Annotated in this window: 18 protein-coding genes; 12 read left to right on the top strand and 6 right to left on the bottom strand. The window is 64.7% G+C overall.

Going from position 1 to position 17,207, the window contains the following annotated elements; genetic code table 11:
* The first annotated feature begins 157 nt into the window (after window positions 1-157).
* Together FJ543_RS19335 and FJ543_RS19330 are read left to right on the top strand one after the other, a co-directional pair.
* Window positions 158-571: a hypothetical protein gene (locus tag FJ543_RS19335; RefSeq protein ID WP_140876502.1), complete on the top strand. Its 414-nt coding sequence runs from the start codon at window positions 158-160 to the stop codon at window positions 569-571.
* Window positions 572-672: 101 nt separating this feature from the next.
* Window positions 673-1,074: a hypothetical protein gene (locus tag FJ543_RS19330; RefSeq protein WP_140876500.1), complete on the top strand. Its 402-nt coding sequence runs from the start codon at window positions 673-675 to the stop codon at window positions 1,072-1,074.
* 16 nt (window positions 1,075-1,090) lie between these two features.
* On the opposite strand, the gene FJ543_RS19325 is transcribed toward FJ543_RS19330, so the two are convergent.
* Both FJ543_RS19325 and FJ543_RS19320 read right to left on the bottom strand, forming a co-directional pair.
* Entirely contained in the window at window positions 1,091-1,861 is a 771-nt protein-coding gene (locus FJ543_RS19325) for a pseudouridine synthase (RefSeq protein WP_140876498.1), read from the bottom strand.
* 121 nt (window positions 1,862-1,982) lie between these two features.
* Window positions 1,983-2,867 carry an aldo/keto reductase family oxidoreductase gene (locus tag FJ543_RS19320; RefSeq protein ID WP_140876496.1) on the bottom strand — a complete coding sequence of 295 codons (885 nt, stop codon included), beginning with the start codon at window positions 2,865-2,867 and terminating at the stop codon, window positions 1,983-1,985.
* Window positions 2,868-2,962: 95 nt separating this feature from the next.
* Here FJ543_RS19320 and FJ543_RS19315 point away from each other — a divergent pair, with 95 nt between their 5' ends.
* Window positions 2,963-3,865: a LysR family transcriptional regulator gene (locus tag FJ543_RS19315; protein ID WP_140876494.1), complete on the top strand. Its 903-nt coding sequence runs from the start codon at window positions 2,963-2,965 to the stop codon at window positions 3,863-3,865.
* Between the two features lie 120 nt (window positions 3,866-3,985).
* The gene (locus tag FJ543_RS19310; protein WP_140876492.1) at window positions 3,986-5,902 is read left to right on the top strand and encodes a diguanylate cyclase; all 1,917 of its coding nucleotides are present in this window, start codon (window positions 3,986-3,988) and stop codon (window positions 5,900-5,902) included.
* 98 nt (window positions 5,903-6,000) lie between these two features.
* Here FJ543_RS19310 and FJ543_RS19305 read toward each other — a convergent pair whose 3' ends face one another.
* Complete coding sequence (locus FJ543_RS19305) at window positions 6,001-6,222, bottom strand: hypothetical protein (RefSeq protein WP_015316798.1); 222 nt, start codon at window positions 6,220-6,222, stop codon at window positions 6,001-6,003.
* A gap of 281 nt (window positions 6,223-6,503) precedes the next feature.
* On the opposite strand from FJ543_RS19305, the gene FJ543_RS19300 reads away from it, so the two are divergent.
* Window positions 6,504-6,743 carry a hypothetical protein gene (locus tag FJ543_RS19300; protein WP_015316799.1) on the top strand — a complete coding sequence of 80 codons (240 nt, stop codon included), beginning with the start codon at window positions 6,504-6,506 and terminating at the stop codon, window positions 6,741-6,743.
* Window positions 6,744-6,804: 61 nt separating this feature from the next.
* Here the strand turns inward: FJ543_RS19300 and FJ543_RS19295 are convergent, their stop codons facing one another.
* On the bottom strand, window positions 6,805-7,032 hold the full coding sequence (locus tag FJ543_RS19295) for a hypothetical protein (RefSeq protein ID WP_015316800.1): 228 nt from the start codon (window positions 7,030-7,032) through the stop codon (window positions 6,805-6,807).
* A gap of 964 nt (window positions 7,033-7,996) precedes the next feature.
* On the opposite strand from FJ543_RS19295, the gene FJ543_RS19290 reads away from it, so the two are divergent.
* Window positions 7,997-8,293: a DUF1236 domain-containing protein gene (locus FJ543_RS19290; protein ID WP_015316803.1), complete on the top strand. Its 297-nt coding sequence runs from the start codon at window positions 7,997-7,999 to the stop codon at window positions 8,291-8,293.
* A 138-nt stretch (window positions 8,294-8,431) separates the two neighbouring features.
* Here FJ543_RS19290 and FJ543_RS19285 read toward each other — a convergent pair whose 3' ends face one another.
* Window positions 8,432-9,280: a helix-turn-helix transcriptional regulator gene (locus tag FJ543_RS19285; protein WP_224527304.1), complete on the bottom strand. Its 849-nt coding sequence runs from the start codon at window positions 9,278-9,280 to the stop codon at window positions 8,432-8,434.
* 90 nt (window positions 9,281-9,370) lie between these two features.
* On the opposite strand from FJ543_RS19285, the gene FJ543_RS19280 reads away from it, so the two are divergent.
* Entirely contained in the window at window positions 9,371-10,255 is an 885-nt protein-coding gene (locus FJ543_RS19280) for an SDR family oxidoreductase (protein ID WP_140663534.1), read from the top strand.
* 18 nt (window positions 10,256-10,273) lie between these two features.
* On the opposite strand, the gene FJ543_RS19275 is transcribed toward FJ543_RS19280, so the two are convergent.
* A complete protein-coding gene (locus tag FJ543_RS19275) occupies window positions 10,274-10,972 on the bottom strand; it encodes a RibD family protein (protein ID WP_140725018.1) in 699 nt (232 codons plus the stop codon).
* A 140-nt stretch (window positions 10,973-11,112) separates the two neighbouring features.
* Here FJ543_RS19275 and FJ543_RS19270 point away from each other — a divergent pair, with 140 nt between their 5' ends.
* The 5 genes from FJ543_RS19270 (at window position 11,113) to FJ543_RS19245 (ending at window position 17,200) form a co-directional block, all read left to right on the top strand.
* Window positions 11,113-11,673, top strand: coding sequence for a dienelactone hydrolase family protein (locus tag FJ543_RS19270; protein ID WP_140876490.1), 561 nt, complete (start codon window positions 11,113-11,115; stop codon window positions 11,671-11,673).
* A 263-nt stretch (window positions 11,674-11,936) separates the two neighbouring features.
* Window positions 11,937-12,884 carry a substrate-binding domain-containing protein gene (locus FJ543_RS19265; RefSeq protein ID WP_015316808.1) on the top strand — a complete coding sequence of 316 codons (948 nt, stop codon included), beginning with the start codon at window positions 11,937-11,939 and terminating at the stop codon, window positions 12,882-12,884.
* A 220-nt stretch (window positions 12,885-13,104) separates the two neighbouring features.
* Entirely contained in the window at window positions 13,105-14,706 is a 1,602-nt protein-coding gene (locus FJ543_RS19255) for a sugar ABC transporter ATP-binding protein (protein ID WP_181174026.1), read from the top strand.
* Window positions 14,703-15,719 carry an ABC transporter permease gene (locus FJ543_RS19250; protein WP_140876484.1) on the top strand — a complete coding sequence of 339 codons (1,017 nt, stop codon included), beginning with the start codon at window positions 14,703-14,705 and terminating at the stop codon, window positions 15,717-15,719. The genes FJ543_RS19255 and FJ543_RS19250 overlap by 4 nt, the downstream gene beginning before the upstream one ends.
* Window positions 15,720-15,832: 113 nt before the next feature.
* Window positions 15,833-17,200 (top strand): hypothetical protein, encoded by a 1,368-nt coding sequence (locus FJ543_RS19245; protein ID WP_140876482.1) that lies wholly within the window; start codon window positions 15,833-15,835, stop codon window positions 17,198-17,200.
* The last annotated feature ends 7 nt before the right edge of the window (window positions 17,201-17,207 follow it).

Below are 17,207 nucleotides of genomic sequence, written 5' to 3'. Positions count from 1 at the left end.
TTCATTCGGCAGAGTGTTGATAAGGGCGATCGCCGGGCCTTTACTCGGTTTTGTTCTGATAACCATGAATTGATTGGTATGGCTGTTTCCGTGATTTGAGCCTGGATTTGTGCCGTCATAAAATCGCCGGTGGGAAATTTCTGAAACGGGGGAAAAAATGTCTCACCGCGCGACAAGCACCATGGCCGGCCTGGCGCTTCTGGCTTTTGTGGTCAATCCGGCGGCTGCTTCCAACCGCATGTTCACCTCCCAAAAGACAGCGCTTTCGGGCCACGATGTCTATTTCTTCGGCGGAGCGAGCCTGAACGTGGATTGTTCCAGCGCGGGCAGGGACGATGTGAGGGTGGTCTCGGGTCCAAGCCACGGAAATGTAAAACTCGTCCATGACGGGGTGTTTACGCATTACAACAAGTCGAACGACCGGGCAAAATGCAATTCCCACAAGGTGAATGGCATCAAGGCGCTTTACAGGTCGAGCCCTGGCTTCAAGGGCTGGGATCAGGTGACGATCTCGGTTCACACCTATGACGGCGACGCGTTCAAATACGTCACCAACATCAAGGTGGAGTAGTGCTCGCCCGAACGCTTTGTTTTACGCAATTCCGGACGGAAAACCATTACGCACTTTTCCTGGAATTGCCCCTAAATCGCACAAGCAGGAGGATCGTTGAAATGAAGCGTCGGACGACAGGTGCGATAACGGCATTGGCGGTTCTGGGATGTGCCGCCTGGCCGGCGGCGGCGGAAAGCTATGGAAAGGCGGCGCTCTCCGGACAGGAGATCTATATTTTCAGGGATGCCAGCCTGAATGCCGACTGTTCCAGCGCCGGCGCGAACGATGTCAGGATCGTCGCGGGCCCAAGCCACGGGAAGATCAGGCTCGTGCATGCCAAGCTCTATACCGGTTTCAGCAAATCGAACGAGCGCTGGAAATGCAATGCCCACAAAGTGGACGGCATCAAGGGGTTTTACCGGTCGAACCCCGGATACAAGGGGCGCGACCAGGTCACGTTTTCGGTCCACACCTATATGGGCAATGCCCATCAGACCGCCGTCAGCATCAACGTCGAATAGTGGCTTCGCCGCCCACTCACTGCGCCAGCAGCGCCAGTTCCTCCGGCGTGAGGTGCCGCGCCACGCCCTTGGCGAGGTCGCCGAGCGGCAGGCTGCCGATGGCGACGCGGATCAGGCGCTTGACCTCGATGCCATGAGCGGCGAGCAGGCGGCGGATGTGGCGGTTCTTGCCTTCGTCGAGCACGATCTCCAGCCAGGCCGTGCGACCGCCGCTGCGCAGGAATTCGATCGAATTGGCCGCCAAGGCCTCGCCGTCGATGGTGGCGCCCGCGCGGAGTTTGTCCAGCAGCGTTTCATCCGGCACCATGGCGACCTGCACGTGATAGGTCTTGGGCAGATGCGAGGCCGGGTCCATCAGCCGGTTGGCGAAGCGTGTGTCGTTGGTCATCAGCAGCAGGCCTTCGCTGGCCTTGTCCAGCCGGCCGACCGGCGAAACGAAGGGCAGGTCGAGCCCTTCGAGACAGGCATAGACGGTGTCGCGCTCGAGCGGGTCGTCGCGGGTGGTGACCAGCCCGCGCGGCTTGTTCACCATCAGATAGACCTTGCGCTCGGCAACCACCTCGACGCCATCGACGACGATCCTGTCGCGGTTCATGTCGACGCGCAGCGCGGCATCGCGCACCACCTTGCCGCCGACGCGCACGCGGCCTTGCGCGATCAGCGCCTCGCCCTGCGTGCGCGAGCACAGGCCGAGTTTTGAGAGCGCTCGGTTCAGGCTGACGCCAGGGCCGGCGCTGCGTGGCTTGCCGGGTGGCGGCCTGCCGGGCGGTGGTGGTCGTGAAGCCATGCTGCTTGGGTCGATCCGTGGTATTGGACAGATGCCATGGGCAGCGTCAGCTTAGCAAGCTGCCGCCGAGGCCGCATCGAGGCCCCGGCGGCAAGCCGGCCAAACGGGGCCTTTCGACGCGTCACGCGGCCTGCTCGGTCTCGCCTGCTATGCCGTTCAAGACCTGGACGGCATCCGCCGGCAGCTTAAGCTCTGCGGCCGCCAGGTTCTCCCTGAGATGCCCGACTGACGAGGTGCCGGGGATAAGCAGGATGTTGGGCGAGCGCTGCAACAGCCAGGCGAGCGCCACCTGCATGGGGGTGGCGCCGAGTTTTTGCGCGACGTCGGCAAGCGTGCTCGACTGCAGCGGCGTGAAGCCGCCGAGCGGGAAGAACGGCACATAGGCGATGCCGTCGGCGGCAAGCTCGTCGATCAGCGCGTCGTCCTGGCGATGCGCGATGTTGTATTGGTTCTGCACGCAGACGATGTCGGCCATGCCGCGTCCCTGCGCGATCTGCTTGCGGGTGACGTTGCTCAAGCCAATATGGCGCACAAGCCCCTGGCGCTGCAGTTCGGCGAGCGTTTCGAGTTGCGGCTCGAGCGAGCCTTCGGCGGGCCCGTGGATGCCATGCATGGAGCGCAGGTTCACGACCTCGATCGCGTCCAGCCCGAGATTGCGCAGATTGTCGTGCACGGCCTGCGTCAGTTCCTGTGGCGACATCGCCGGGATCCACGAGGCATCCTCGCCGCGCCGCGCACTGATCTTGGTGACGATGGTGAGGTCCGCGGGATAGGGGTGCAGCGCCTCGCGGATGATCTGGTTGGTGACGTGCGGACCATAGAAATCCGATGTGTCGATATGGTCGACGCCGCTGGCAACGGCCTCGCGCAGCACGGCGATCGCGGCATCGCGGTCCTTCGGCGGGCCGAAGACGCCGGGTCCGGCCAGTTGCATGGCGCCATAGCCCAGGCGCTTCACGGTGCGGTCGCCGAGCTTGAAAGTTCCGGCCTTGCTGATGTCGGTCATGGGTCTCGATCTCCTTTGGATCGGCTCGATATAGACAGTCCCCGCCCGCGCGATAATATGGCGCAGTCGGCACAGGCTGTGCGGAAAGGCGAACAATGGCGACGGATCTGGGTGACCTCCAGGCATTCATGGTGGTGGCGCGCGCCGGCGGGTTTCGGCAGGCGGCGCGGACGACCGGCTTCAGCGCCTCCAGCCTGAGCGAGACGGTGCGACGGCTGGAAACGGGGCTTGGCGTGCGGCTCCTCAACCGCACCACGCGCAGCGTCGCCCCCACCGAAGCCGGCGCGCGCCTGCTGGAGCGGCTCGGTCCCGCGCTCGGCGAGGTCGAGGCCGCGCTCGACGTGGTCAACGGGTTTCGCGGCCGTCCGGCCGGCACGCTACGGCTCAACGTGCCGGTGGTGGCGGCGAAACTGGTGCTGCCGCGCCTTCTGCCGCCCTTCCTCGCGGCCTATCCCGACATCCGCGTCGAAGTGACCGCCGAGGACAGTTTCGTCGACATACTGGCGAGCGGCTGCGATGCCGGCATCCGCTATGACGAACGGCTGGAGCAGGACATGATCGCGGTGCCGATCGGCCCGCGGCGGCAGCGCTTCGCCACCGCCGCCGCACCGGCCTATCTCGATCGGCGCGGCCGGCCCGGCCATCCACGCGACCTGCTCGATCACGCCTGCCTGTGCGGCCGCTTCGCCAGCGGCTCCATGCCGCCCTGGGACTTCGAACGCAACGGCGAGACGGTGAGCGTCGACCCGACCGGCCCGCTGCTGGTCAGCACCGGCACGGCGATGGACCTCGCTGTCAGCGTGGCGGTCGACGGCGGCGGTATCGTCTCATTGTTCGAGGACTGGCTGCGCCCCTATTTCGACGATGGCAGGCTCGAGCCCGTGCTGGAGCCTTGGTGGCAGGAATTCTCGGGTCCGTTCCTTTACTACCCCGGCCGCCGCCTGACGCCAGCGCCGCTGCGGGCATTCATCGATTTTGTCGACGGGATGCGGTGGTGAGGGGGGCGCGACGGCCTGGCTCCTTCGACCAAAGGCAATCCCTGATGTAACACTTTGTTGTCATTGAGGGTCTATCGAGGAGGCGGTACGGCGAAAGCCCGGTAACAGGAAAGGCGCCCAATGGGTTCGCCCTGGTCCGAATTGCTGGCCAATCTGGCGGTCGTGGCGATGTTCGTGTCGGTCTGGATCCACACCCATGTGTGGCTGGACCGCTGGGCGCCCGCCGCAAAGGCGGCGACCTTCGGCCTGCTGATGGGCGCCGGAGCCATCATCCTGATGCTCACACCAATGCAGCTGCAGCCTGGCGTGCTCGCCGATCTCAGGGCGACGATGATTGCCGTTGCCGGCTTCTTCGGCGGTCCCGTCGCCGGCGTCGTCGCCGGGGTTATGGCCGGTGCGTTCCGGACTTTCGAGGGTGGCATCGGCGCCTTCGCCGGCGCGGTGGGGATCGCGGCCGCCATGCTGGTCGGTGTTGTCGGAAACCTTGCCCTTAGGGGCCGCCGTCCCACCATGGTCGACATCATGACCCTCGGCGCGGCGGCAGCGGCGGCGTCGCTGCTTGGCCTCAGCGTCCTGCCGCGGGATGTGCTGCAAACAGTCCTGCCGAAGGTTGCGCTGCCTTCCTCCCTGCTCATCTTCGTCTCGGTGGTGCTGTCGGGGCTTACGCTTTACCAGGAGCGGCGGCGCCTCGAGGCGCTGCAGTCGCGGCGCATCTACAAGGCCGTGGTGGAGACGCTGCCGGATTGCCTGAACGTCAAGGACCTCGACGGGCGGTTCATCGCGGCCAATCCGGCAACGGCCGAACTGATGCAGGCGCCAGACGCCAAGGCGCTGATCGGCAAGACGGACTTCGACTTCTATCCGCGCGAGACGGCGAAAGGTTTCCGCGAGGACGAGCTTGCCGTGCTGGCGTCGGGCGTCTCGTCCACCATCGAACAGCACCTTCACCACGAGGATGGAACCGAAGGCTGGCTGGCGACCTTGAAGGCGCCCTTTCGCGACAGGAGCGGGGCCGTCGTCGGCCTGATCACGCACAATCGCGACATCACGGCGCGCAAGCAGCTCGAGACCGAGCTGGCGGAAAGTCGGGTCCGGCTCGGAGACGCCTTGACACACATGGCCGACGGTCTGGTGATGTTCGACCCGGACGGCAGGCTGGTGCTGTGCAACGACCAGTATCGCGCCATGTTTCCTAAGACGGCTGAGATGAGGGTGCCCGGCGCCGACTATCGCGACATCCTGCGCGCCTCGGCGGCGCGCGGCGAGGGGACCACACCGCCAGACGCGGTCGAGGGCTGGATCGACGGCATCATGGCCTCGCAGAAGCTTGTCAGCCACCGCCAGGTCCGGCTCGCCGACGGCCGCTGGCTCGACGTACGCACCCGGCCGACAGGCGACGGCGGCAGCCTCAGCGTGTTTTCCGACATCACCGAGGCCAAGCAGGTCGAGGCCGAACTGCTGGCCGTCAACGAGAAGCTGAACCTTCTGGCGCACCGCGACGGGCTGACCGAACTGTGGACGCGCCGCGCCTTCGATGAAGCGCTGGCGCGCGAATTCTCGCGCGCCAGGCGCAATGCGGCGCCGCTCAGCCTGGTGATCATCGATGTCGACTGGTTTAAGCGGTTCAACGACCATTACGGCCATCCGGCGGGCGATGATTGCCTGCGTGCCGTGAGCCGCTGCATCCAGGCGACTGCCCGCCGTCCGGCCGACGCGGCGGCCCGCTACGGCGGCGAGGAGTTCGCGCTCATCCTGCCGGAGACCGACGCCCGGGGCGCCTTCGTCATCGCCGAGACCCTCAGGAGCAAGGTGCGCGACCTGGCCATGGCGCATGCCGGCAGCGAAAAGGGTATCGTCACGGTCAGCATTGGGGTGAGCACCTTCGATGCGGACGGCGCCGCGATGGAGATTGCCGATCTTCTGAGACGCGCCGACGAGGCGCTTTACGGCGCCAAGGCCGCCGGGCGGGACCGGGTGCATGGCTGGCGCCCGCATCTCAGCGACCAACGCTCGACCGGTTCCCGGCGCAAGATATGAGACTTGCAAGGCCACTGCCGGTGGATTTGGATCAAGGCTGAGCTGGCGATTGCCTGAACGAGGTCCGGGCGGGAAGCTCTCTCGGTGGCGCGTAAGCTTCAGCCGGAGTGAACTGAATCCGTGCTGGCGCGATCGAGCTTCACAAGACGAGCCTTCGCTTCGCCGACGCGTTGTTGCGCGGATCTTATCCTGTCACAAAGCCGCAGATTGATACCGACGCCACAGTCTTCGTCCAGCATCGCGTTTGCGCGTTCAAGGGCGAGTTCCGCCCGGTTAAGTCGCTGCCTCGCCCTGGCAAGTTCCAAGGTCAAAAGTTCCATTGCTGCTTCCGTGGTTTGCGGTCCCTTCCATTGGGAAACCGCTGCCGGGTGGTTTGGTTCCGGGCCGTTCGTGAAGCAGTATTCGCTGCCGGGGTCAGGCGTCTGCCTGGAGATGCCGCGGCCGCCGCGCTTCCAGGATTGGGCTGGTGATTGGCAGTCATGTCTTTGTTTATTGACCCCGCCAATGGCTGGCGTAACTTGTCAAAGGCCGTCCGCGACGCGAAGACACGTGGGCGCTTGGGAGCGATCATCCTGCTTCCACCCAAATCCAGGAGGAAGCTGTGCGCAGGCTACTACAGACGCGCCCTGGCGAATATCTCGATCACCGATTGGAGTGCCCCTTTTGCGGCACCATCCGCCTGCAAATCCCGGCCGATGCGACACCATCGACGCGGATCAGTTGCGCCGAGTGCGGCAGATATCTTGGTATCTGGGATGAGCTGCAGACCGACTTCGAGCAACAAGGCGGGAACGATGGCGTGTTCCGTCTCGACAAAGGGCGCATCCAGAAGCTCGACTAGGCTTGCCGCGAGCAGCGCTCGATAGCGCCGGCTAGGGTCGGCTCACGATCGCCGATGCCCATCAGGACGGCCTTGGATGGGCAAGGCCGGTGTCGAAGGTGCCTGGCAACACAGGTGGGCCACTGCGGCTGGTCGAGGCTGTCGCCATCGCGTCAACCGGCACGATGATGATCATGCGGGCATGCTGCTCCGGCCACAATGGCTTTCCGAAAAGGAAGAATGTGCTGGCGAGAAAACAGACCAGCAAGAGGATGGCCAAGGTGTTGGCGATGATCTCACCAAGCTGCATTGCTCTTCTCCAATTCACGCGTCCCTCTCGGCAACGAGCGCCAGCAAACTATGTTCAATGTTTGGGACCAATGCGCCTGGTTCGCAGGACTTCAGTCCGAGTTGCGGGTCGAGCGATAAACGCACAACCTGCCTTTGCACCGGCCGAGCCTCCGCCAAGTGTGGCAGCCGGAGCATAGCCCGGCCTGCTCGCAACGTGCCGAGCCCTCCGCCAAAGCAGGCCGGGCTCCTTTCTGAAAGGGTCACAAACGGACCGCGATTTCCACGGGCAGCGGTGAGCGCTGGTTGCGCAGCGAGGGCAAGGCCCGATCAGCGGGGTGGCGGAAAGCGCGCCGGTGCCGTCCGCCTTGCTCCACGGCGACAAAGGCGCGATTCTCCTCCCTTTGGCGGCTAGCCAGCATGGTCAGATTGGGCCAGCATGGTCAGGTTGGGATTGTATGGACGGATCTGTTGTCCCATGGCCTCAACTCGACCCCACGATTGGCGGTAAAGGCAGCAGGGCTGCTACCAGTTCAAAGTAAGGCTGACGAGCAGGACGGCGATCAAGGCCGACAACGGGACCGCCATCACCAGCGCCGCCTCCATAAGGCGGGTTTCCTTGTCGCTGAACATTAAACCTCCTCACTTATCGGCTGACGCCGAGGGTTTAGGGTTCGCTCACCGCCTGAAGCAGTGAGCGAACCCTATTGGCGCAGGAAGGGACGTAGCTGCGCCAATTCGCAAAAGACACACCCGCAGTGCCCGACATCCGTCAGGTATCCGCGATGAACTTGCAGCGAACAACGAGCGCGAAAGACGGCCGTTCCCGGCGGCGGCGCCGGCAGGACTATTGCGTTTTTCGATGGGACCTAAGTCCGGTGCTGGCCGGACCGAAGCCCAAGCCTGGAACATTCAATCATGCCTGAAGTTCGATCCGGCAGCGCGGTGACAATGTTGTGCTGTGCAGGTTTCAGATGGAGGTACTCATGAAAAAAGATCTTGCCGCCGTAGCCGCCGTTCTCTTGCTCGCAGGTGTCGGCGCAGCCGCTGCCGAGGACGTCGTCATCCAGCCCGAGCAGGAAACAGTGATCAAGGAGTATGTGCATAAGCAGCCCCTGGCTTCGGTCAAGGTTCCCGGCGTGGAACTCAACGTCGGCACGGCCTTGCCCGATACCGTCGAGCTTCACGAAGTCCCCAACGTCAAGTATCGCTACACCGTCGTCGACGACCGGACCGTGATCGTGGATCCAAGCACCCGCAAGATCGTCAAGATCATCCAGTAGCGGCGCCTGGCCCGCTGCCGGCTGGCGGCGGGCCAACCGTGCAAATGCGTTGCCTGACAATCAGAATTTGTGTGAGTGGATGCCGGCCTTGCGCAAGCTGAACGGGTGTGCGAACGCCGCCTTGAATGGGATCCAGAGTCAACGCGACAGGTCCAGCTCTCGCTCCTGGTGCCGCCGGGCGAGATCGCGGATCCGATCGGCGACCTTGCTGTCCACCGGATTGTAGACGGTCAGGCTCAGATCCGGCCGGCCATCCACCGCGAAGGCTGAATATTCCAGCTCGATGTCGCCGAGTTCGGGATGCTTCAGGCGCTTTGTCCCGTCGCCATGGCTGAGCACGTCGTTTTCCCGCCACAGCGCGTCGAATTCCGGGCTGGCGCTGCAAAGCTCCTCCACCAGTTGGGCGACCTCTGACACCGCGCCGGCGCGCGCCGCATCGGCCCGGAACGCGCCGACCACGAAACGGGCGAGGTTCTCCCAATCGTGCTGCTTGGCGCGGATGGTGGGGCTCAGGAACATAAACCGCAGGATGTTGCGCTGGCCAGCGGGCAAGGTGCTGTAATCGGTCATCACGACTTGCGCGGCGCGGTTCCAGGCGACGACATCCCAGGTCGCCGTCTTGATCAGGGCCGGGCTTGCCTCGAGCGTGTCGATAAGGCGCTGCAGCCTGGGGCTGACGCCGTCGGCGCCGATGTAGCGGACCTCGGGCGGGCGCCCGAGCCCCAGCATGAAAAGATGTTCGCGCTCGGCCTCGGTCAGCAGCAGGCCCTTGGCGATCCGGTTCAGCACGTCGGCCGAAGGCGCGCCGCCGCGTCCCTGTTCCAGCCATGTGTACCAGGTCGGGCTGATGTTGGCGCGTTGCGCGACCTCTTCCCGGCGCAGTCCCGGCGTGCGCCTGCGCCCGGAAAAGCCGAACGATGAGGGGTCGAGCCGGGTGCGTCTGTCTTTCAGGAATGCTGCGAGCGAACCGGCGGAAGTGTTGGACATCCTGTTAGCCATTATACCATGATAAGATCACTACTTTAATGGAATAATAGAGCAGCGATAGTACGCAGGCAACTGTGCAGGAGATTTTGCATGCGTATCTTTTTAACCGGCGCGACCGGTTTCATCGGTTCGGCCATCGTTCCCGAACTTCTTCAGGCCGGCCATCAGGTCGTCGGCGTCACCCGCTCCGATGCCGGTGCCGAGGCGTTGGCCGCCGCCGGCGCCGAGGTGTATCGGGGAACCCTCGAGAATCCCCAAGGCCTGCGCGACGGCGCGGCGGAGGCGGAAGCCGTGATCCACACCGCGTTCGACCATGATTTTTCGCGGTTCGCCGAGAATTGCGAAAAGGACAGCCGTGTCATCGCCGCGCTCGGCCAGGCACTCGCCGGCTCCGACCGGCCGCTGGTGATCACCTCGGGCGTCGGCATGGGCAGTCCCGGCCACGGCCAACTGGCCGTCGAGGATGTCTTCAACCCCGATCACCCCAATCCGCGCATCGCCTCGGAACTCGCCGGGAATGCGTTGCTGGAGGCGGGCATCAACCTGTCGGTGATGCGCCTGCCGCAGGTCCACAACACGCTTAAGCAGGGGCTGATTTCGCCGCTCATCGAGATCGCGCGCCAGAAGGGCACCTCGGCCTATGTCGGCGAGGGCCGCAACCGCTATTCGGCCGGCCATGTCGCGGACGCCGCGCGTCTTTACCGGCTCGCGGTGGAGAAGCGGCAGCCCGGCGCGCGCTATCACGCCGTCGGCGAGGAAGGCGTCGAGGTACGCGCGATCGCCGAGGCGCTTGGCCGGGGACTGAACCTGCCGGTGGTTTCGATCGCGCCGGAAAAGGCGGCGGAGCATTTCGGCTGGATGGCGATGTTCGCCCCCATGGACCTGCCGGCCTCCAGCGCGCTGACCCAGGCGCGGCTCGGCTGGCGTCCGACCGGCCCGACGCTGATCGCCGATCTGGACGCGATGCGATACTGAGGCGCGCAAGACGCGGCCTTAGCCAGGGGTGACGGCATAGCGCAAATGGACGAGCCCATGCGCGAGGGCTTTGCAATCCTTGAGCGACAACCGCACCTTGTCGGCAAGGCCGCTTTCACCGAACTCGACAAAGCCCTGGTTTGCCGCCCGCGCGTCGAGCGCGGGGGCAATGAGAAGGCTGAGTTCATCGACCAGCCCCGCCGCCAAGAAGGAGCCGTTGATGCCGGCGCCGCCTTCGAGCAGCAGACGGCGGATGCCGAGCTCACGGGCAAGCACGTCCAGCATGGCGGCGAGATCGATGCCGGGCGTTTGCGACACGATATAAGACACGCCGTCAGTGGCGAGCTCGGCCAGATGGCTGTCGGCCACATCATACCCGAGCAGCACCACGACATGGTCGCCGCCGATATCGGGTTTGGCGAAGTGCAGCTTGCCCGAGGCATCGAGCGCCACGGCAAAGCTGCCCGCGTCGCGCCGCGCGAAATGATGCGGCCGATCGACCTTGCCCACATGCTCGGGCGGATGCGCGGCGGCCTTGCTCATCTCGGCCATGGTGACGCGGCCGACGATCCAGGCGTCACCTTCGAGGTCGTTGTGGATCTTTTCATAGAGGCCCGACCACTCCGCCCGGCTGCCGTCGGGGCTTTCAGTATAGCGGCTTGGATGAAGGCTGCCGTCGAGCGAGGCAAGCATGTGGCAGATGATGCGCGGCTTCATATGGTGTCTCCATTTCGTCGGCCTGGCCGTCCCAAAGGTAGTGGCGCACCGGGAAAATGGAAGCCGCTGCGGTGTGCCTTGAGGCTGCACGCCCCGGCAGGTAAAAAATGACTGGATCTGCGCGACCTAGGGGCCGGTGCATGACGGACATCATCCTGTTTCACTCGGTTCTTGGCCTTCGCCCGATCGAGCGTCATCTTGCGGAATGCCTTCGCGCCTGCGGCCATGCGGTCGCACTGCCAGACCTTTATCAGGGTGCGGCGACGGATGATCTGGATGAAGGTTTCGCGATCAAGGCGCGGATCGGCTGGGGTGCCATCTGCCTGAAGGCGCGAGAGGCTCTGGCCTCGACGCCGGGGGATGCGGTGCTGGCGGGTATCTCGATGGGAGCCGGCGTGGTGGCGGAATTCTGGGCGTCGCGGCCGCTGGCAGCGGGTGTTCTGCTGTTGCATGGTTTGGCGACCGTGCCTGCCAACACACGACCCGGCTTGCCCATCCAACTGCATGTCGCGGACACCGATCCACTGTTCCCCGAGCCCGACGTCACTGCCTGGCAGGAAAGCGCGGAGGCAGCGAGAGCGGATGTGCAGGTTTTCCGCTATCCAAACGCGGGACATTATTTTTCCGACCCGGCACTGTCCGATTACAATGCAACGGCGGCCGCGCAGCTCTGGAGCCGCTCCTTGGCGTTCCTGACGTAGAAGGCCTTCGGACCGAAGAGTCCAAAATTCAGACAATTCCGACAAGTTGCTGTCCTGGCTGTTATATCGATGTTGCACAAATGGTTGACCCTGGGTTAGCATCCTCTTGTTGACGCCGATCGGAGGAATTTAGGCGGCGGTCAGCTGGAGCGGCATGCGTTCTTGGCGCAAGGAGGATGCTCCAACACTTTAACCGGCGCATGATCCTTCCTGAAACCGGTCCCGGTTTTTAGGGGCCGTGCGCTTCTGTGGAGGAGGAACCCATGAACAGACGCGAATTCCTGATGACGTCCGTGGCCGCGGGCGCCATGATGCTCGCCGCACGCTCGGCTTTCGCCGAGGACAAACTCACCATACTGGGCTCGGTGCCCAGTCTCGGCTTTCCGTTCTTCGTGCACATGCTGAACGAGATCAAGGCCGAAGCGCAGGCGCAAGGCGTCAACCTGACCGAGAGCGACGGCCAGAACTCGGCCACCAAGCAGACCGCCGACATCGAGGCGGCGCTGGTGCAGAAGGTCAACGCCATCGTCATCTCGCCGCTCGACGTGAACGCGCTGGCGCCAGCCATCGAGGAAGCGGTCAAGGCCGGCGTTCCCGTGGTGACGATCGACCGCCGCGTCGACGGTGTCCAGGGCATTCTGGCCCATGTCGGCGCCGATAATGTCAAGGGCGGCGAGGCGGAAGCCCAGGCCGTGGTGGCGGCGTTCCCCAATGGCGCCAAGCTGTTCCACCTGCAGGGCCAGCCGGGCGCGGGTCCCGCGATCGACCGCAACAAGGGCGTGCACAATGTGCTCGATCCGCTGAAGGACAAGTACCAGATCGTCTACGAGCAGACCGCCAACTTCGCCCGCGCCGAGGCGCTGACGGTGACGGAAGCCGGCCTTGCCGCCAACGGCAAGCCGGACGCCATCATCTGCGCCAATGACGACATGGCGCTGGGCGCGCTCGAAGCGTGTGCCGCGCGCAATTTCAGCGACGTCAAGATCTACGGCTTCGACGCGCTGCCGGAAGCGCTGGTCGCCGTGCGTGACGGCAAGCTCGCCGGCACGGTCGAACAGTTCCCAGGCAAGCAGTCGCGCACCGCCGTGCAGATCGCGGTCGCCTACGCCAAGGACAAGACCGAGCCGAAGGAGAAGCTGGTGCTGCTGACGCCGATCGTCATCGGCAAGGACAATCTCGATAAGGCGGAGAGGTTGAGCGAGACGAAGTAGGGGCGGGTGGACATCGGCCGATTGGCGAGGCGGGCAGGACAGCACCCCCCTCTGTCCTGCCCGACATCTCCCCCGCAAGGGGGGAGATTGACTGTTCGTCTCCTTTCGCCAACCTCAAACGTGGCAGGAAAAGCGCGGTCAGAGACACTGGTGATCTCCCCCCTTGCGGGGGAGATGGCCGGCAGGCCAGAGGGGGGTGTTCAAGCACAGCCTGAACCGCATCAAGGAGCACTCCTTGTCTCCATCTGAAGCCGCATCCCCCGTCCTGCTTTCCGTCGAAGGCCTCACCAAGCATTTCGCCGGCGTCACCGCGCTGAGCGATGTCTCGCTCGATGTCCGCGCCGGCGAAATCCTTGGCCTGCTTGGCGAAAACGGCGCGGGGAAATCGACGCTTCTGAAAATCCTGTCGGGCGTCATGCCACCGTCCGGCGGCCGCATCACCTTCGACGGCGCCGACTACCAGCCGGCGAGCCCGCAGGAGGCCAAGCGGCTGGGCATCGTCACCATCTACCAGGAACTCAGCCTGATCCCGACGCTGACCGTGGCGGAGAACATTTTCATCGGCCGCGCGCCGATCGGCCGGCTTGGGCTGGTGAGTTGGCGCAAGATGGAACAGGATTCCCGCGCCATCATTGCCCGTGTAGGCCTTACCATCGATCCGATGACGCCGGTTTCGGCGCTGTCGGTGGCCGAGCAGCAGCTGGTCGAGATCGCCCGTGCGTTGTCCTTGAAAAGCCGGCTGATCATCATGGACGAGCCGACCTCGGCGCTGACCGAGACGGAGGTGCAGAGGCTGCTGTCGATCATGGACCGGCTGCGCAAGGACCATGTCGCGATCATGTTCGTCACCCACCGGCTGGAAGAGGCATCCGCCATCTGCGACCGCATGACGGTGCTGCGCGACGGCAGGCTGGCGGGACATCTCGAGCGTCAGGGTGGGCCGGTCAAATTGCCCGCCATCATCGAAAAGATGGTCGGCCGCGCCGCTTCCGAACTTTACGCCCGTCCGGCGCAACGCGCGGCGGCCGGCGATGTGGTGCTGTCGGTTCGGGGCTTGCGCACCGTGCGCGATCCCGAAGCGCCGCACGCCATCGTGCTCGACGGTGTCGATATCGACCTCAAGGCGGGCGAGATCCTCGGCGTTGCCGGCCTCGTCGGCTCTGGCCGCACGGAGCTGGCGCGCGCCATTTTCGGCGCCGACCGCATCGCGGCGGGAACGATCACGCTCGACGGCAAGCAGATCGCGCCCGCATCGCCGGCCGACGCCATCGCGCTCGGCATTGGGCTCGTGCCGGAAGACCGCAAGCACCAGGCGATCTTCGCGGCACTTGGTATCCTGCCGAATTTCTCCGTCGCCTCCCTCGGGCGCTTCAGCAACGGCTTCGGCTTCATGGCCGAGCGGCGCGAGCGCGACGCGCTGTCGGGGTTCAGGAAGATGCTGTCGATCCGCATGGCTTCGGCCGAGCAGGCGATCGAGGGCCTGTCGGGCGGCAACCAGCAGAAGGTGATCCTGGCGCGCTGGCTGGCGCGCGACCCGAAAGTGCTGATCGTCGACGAGCCGACGCGCGGCGTCGATGTCGGCGCCAAGGCGGAGGTGCACCAGATCCTTGTGCAACTGGCGGCGCGCGGCATCGCGGTGATGATGATCTCGTCCGAATTGCCCGAGGTGCTGGCGGTGTCGGACCGCATCGTCACCATGCGCAAGGGGCGCATCACCGGCGAAATGCCGGGCGTCGAGGCAAACGAGGAAAGATTGATGGAACTGATGGCGCTCGACAGGCAGGATACGCCGGCACAGGATGCGGAGGGGCAGGCACGATGAGCATCGCCGAGGAACAGAGCCAGCGCGGCGGCGTGACGATCGCGCGGCTTTTGATGAGCTTTGGGCCGCTGCTGTTCCTGGTGGCGCTGGTCATCGTCTTCACCGTGCTGAAGCCGAGCTTCATCGACCCGATCAACCTGTTCAACATCACCAGGCAGATCTCGATCACCGGGCTGATCGCGCTCGGCATGACCTTCGTCATCCTCACCGCCGGCATCGATCTTTCGGTCGGCTCGCTGCTCGCCTTCTGTGGCATGGTGGCGGCCGTGGTCGCCAAGGGCGGCACCGCCAACACGCTGTCGCTGTCGACGTCAGGCACGCAGGGTTTTGGCTGGTTCGCCGCCCTGCTGGCCGCTGTCGTGGTCGGTGCGCTCGCCGGCGGCGTGCAGGGGTTCGCCATCACAAGGCTGAAAGTGCCGCCCTTCGTCGTCACGCTGGGTGGGCTGACGGTGTTCCGCGGGCTGACGCTGACCATTTCCAATGGTGGCCCGATCTCCGGCTTCGACGCCTCGATGCGCTGGTTCGGCACCGGGCTGATCGGTCCGGTGCCGGTGCCGGCGATCATCTTCGCCATCGCCGCCATCCTGTGCCATATCGTGCTGCGCTACACCCGCTATGGCCGCGCCGTCTATGCCGTCGGCGGCAATGCCGAGGCGGCACGGCTGTCGGGCCTGCGCGTCGACCGTATCCTGGTCTCGGTCTATGTCATCGTCGGCTTCTTCGCCGGGCTCGCCGCCTTCGTGCTGTCGGCCAGGCTGAATTCTTCCGAAGCGGTCGCCGGCATCGGCTACGAATTGACTGTGATCTCCGCCGTCGTCATCGGCGGCACCTCGCTGTTCGGCGGCATCGGCTCGGTCGGCGGCACGGTGGTGGGTGCTGCCCTGATCGGCGTGCTGCAGAACGGCCTGCAGTTCAACAACGTCTCGTCCTACACGCAAAGCATCGTCATTGGGCTGATCCTGATCCTGGCGGTGGCGTTCGACCGCTGGCTGAAGTCGCGGGTGAGGCGATAGGAGCGAGAGGTTGTGCGCTCACCCCAGCCATTTGCCAGGAAGCTGCCCCATTTCTTGCAAAACATCCGCGCCTTGCTAGAAAGGCTTCGCGCGGGGCAGCGTGAAAGAATCTCATGGTTGCCGACATCATCGGGCCGATCAGCTTGAGTTTTTCGCTGCTGCGGCGCTTCTGGCCGCAGCTCGTGGCGCTGGTGCTGGCCGGGGTGCTGGCCGGCGATCTCCTGCTGCAGCTGGCTGCCAGGGTGGCGCTCGCCAACCATTTCGCCGGGCTTGCCATGCTGACGCTGGTGGCGCTGGGGCAGCTGGTGGTGACGGTTGCGATGTTCCATGTGCTGCGGCCAGGCCTGCCCAATGTGCTGGCCGCGCAGCGCGGCGCGGACAAGGCCGCGGCCTCCGAGAGCGAAGTCGCTGGCAAGGAGGCGAGAGGTACTGACCGGCGCGGCTCGCGGCTGGTGCGCATGATCACCATCGCGCTGCTGCCGTTCTTTGCCTATTACGCCGCCTGGGGGTTCCTCGGCGATATCGTGCGCCAATATTCGCGCGCCTCGCTCGAACAGGCCGATTTCGGCCAGAGCGGCAATGTGCTCGACGTGCTCGATTCGCGCTGGCTGCTGATTTCGGTCGCCGTGTCATGGCTGATCCGCCGGTTGGCCAAGTTCATGCAGACGAAGACGACGGCAACGTCGTTCTGGCAGATCGTGGTGGTGATCTGCGAGACCAACTGGATCTTCGTCGGTCTCTACGTCATCAGCCGCTGGAAGGACAGCGCGCTGCACTGGCTGATGAGCCGCAATCTCTGGTCCGTGCTGCAGGCGTCCATCGACGGGCTGGCGAGCCCGGTGACGGCGACGAGCGCCGCACCTGTGGTGACGGCGACGAGCGCCGCACCTGTGGTGACGGCGACGAGCGCCGCATCTGTGGTGCCGGTCGAGATCACCTCGATCGCGCCCTCGACGGTGGCGGTCAATCTGTTTTTCTACATGCTTTTGCCGCTGATCTGGCTGGTGATGGCGGCGCTGATCTATGGCTATGATGTGCGCGACGACGCGGCGTTGATGCGGGTCGACAGCCGCGTCGAGCGGTTCGGCCGGCGCTATGCCGGACTGCCGAAATTCCTGCGCGATTTCGTCGAGCATTTCATCGCCGGCTACCGTTCGCGCTACCTGCCGATCGCCAATGGCGTGCGGCTGACGGTGAGTTCCAGCCTGGTGCTTTTGTGCACGCTGATCGTCGGCTACCGCCTGCTCGACTGGGGCGCGGCCTGGCTGTGGCTTGGCGCGACGCGGCTGATTGGCCCGCACGAGCTCGATGTCTGGCAGATTTTCTCCCATGGACTGACGCTGCTGTTCGGCAGCCCGTTCCAGGATTCCTCCACCGGCATTTTGATCGAGCCGATCAGGATATGTTTTCTCGCCGCCGTGCTGGAGACGGCGTTCTCGCTGCCCAAGCGGGTGACCGGGACTGTCGAAGCGCGGAAGTAGAGGATTT

The sequence above is a fragment of the Mesorhizobium sp. B2-5-7 genome (assembly GCF_006440875.1).
Classification (GTDB): domain Bacteria; phylum Pseudomonadota; class Alphaproteobacteria; order Rhizobiales; family Rhizobiaceae; genus Mesorhizobium; species Mesorhizobium australicum.
The sequence above is the reverse complement of the archived record's forward strand: the minus strand, read 5'-3'. Positions and strand labels throughout refer to the sequence as shown.

What these genes read in the sequence shown, in the direction of transcription:
- FJ543_RS19335 (WP_140876502.1), top strand. Translation starts at nt 158, where the DNA reads ATGTCTCACCGCGCGACAAGCACCATGGCCGGCCTGGCGCTTCTGGCT.
- FJ543_RS19330 (WP_140876500.1), top strand. Translation starts at nt 673, where the DNA reads ATGAAGCGTCGGACGACAGGTGCGATAACGGCATTGGCGGTTCTGGGA.
- FJ543_RS19325 (WP_140876498.1), bottom strand. Translation starts at nt 1,861, where the DNA reads ATGGCTTCACGACCACCACCGCCCGGCAGGCCGCCACCCGGCAAGCCA.
- FJ543_RS19320 (WP_140876496.1), bottom strand. Translation starts at nt 2,867, where the DNA reads ATGACCGACATCAGCAAGGCCGGAACTTTCAAGCTCGGCGACCGCACC.
- FJ543_RS19315 (WP_140876494.1), top strand. Translation starts at nt 2,963, where the DNA reads ATGGCGACGGATCTGGGTGACCTCCAGGCATTCATGGTGGTGGCGCGC.
- FJ543_RS19310 (WP_140876492.1), top strand. Translation starts at nt 3,986, where the DNA reads ATGGGTTCGCCCTGGTCCGAATTGCTGGCCAATCTGGCGGTCGTGGCG.
- FJ543_RS19305 (WP_015316798.1), bottom strand. Translation starts at nt 6,222, where the DNA reads ATGGAACTTTTGACCTTGGAACTTGCCAGGGCGAGGCAGCGACTTAAC.
- FJ543_RS19295 (WP_015316800.1), bottom strand. Translation starts at nt 7,032, where the DNA reads ATGCAGCTTGGTGAGATCATCGCCAACACCTTGGCCATCCTCTTGCTG.
- FJ543_RS19290 (WP_015316803.1), top strand. Translation starts at nt 7,997, where the DNA reads ATGAAAAAAGATCTTGCCGCCGTAGCCGCCGTTCTCTTGCTCGCAGGT.
- FJ543_RS19285 (WP_224527304.1), bottom strand. Translation starts at nt 9,280, where the DNA reads ATGTCCAACACTTCCGCCGGTTCGCTCGCAGCATTCCTGAAAGACAGA.
- FJ543_RS19280 (WP_140663534.1), top strand. Translation starts at nt 9,371, where the DNA reads ATGCGTATCTTTTTAACCGGCGCGACCGGTTTCATCGGTTCGGCCATC.
- FJ543_RS19275 (WP_140725018.1), bottom strand. Translation starts at nt 10,972, where the DNA reads ATGAAGCCGCGCATCATCTGCCACATGCTTGCCTCGCTCGACGGCAGC.
- FJ543_RS19270 (WP_140876490.1), top strand. Translation starts at nt 11,113, where the DNA reads ATGACGGACATCATCCTGTTTCACTCGGTTCTTGGCCTTCGCCCGATC.
- FJ543_RS19265 (WP_015316808.1), top strand. Translation starts at nt 11,937, where the DNA reads ATGAACAGACGCGAATTCCTGATGACGTCCGTGGCCGCGGGCGCCATG.
- FJ543_RS19250 (WP_140876484.1), top strand. Translation starts at nt 14,703, where the DNA reads ATGAGCATCGCCGAGGAACAGAGCCAGCGCGGCGGCGTGACGATCGCG.
- FJ543_RS19245 (WP_140876482.1), top strand. Translation starts at nt 15,833, where the DNA reads ATGGTTGCCGACATCATCGGGCCGATCAGCTTGAGTTTTTCGCTGCTG.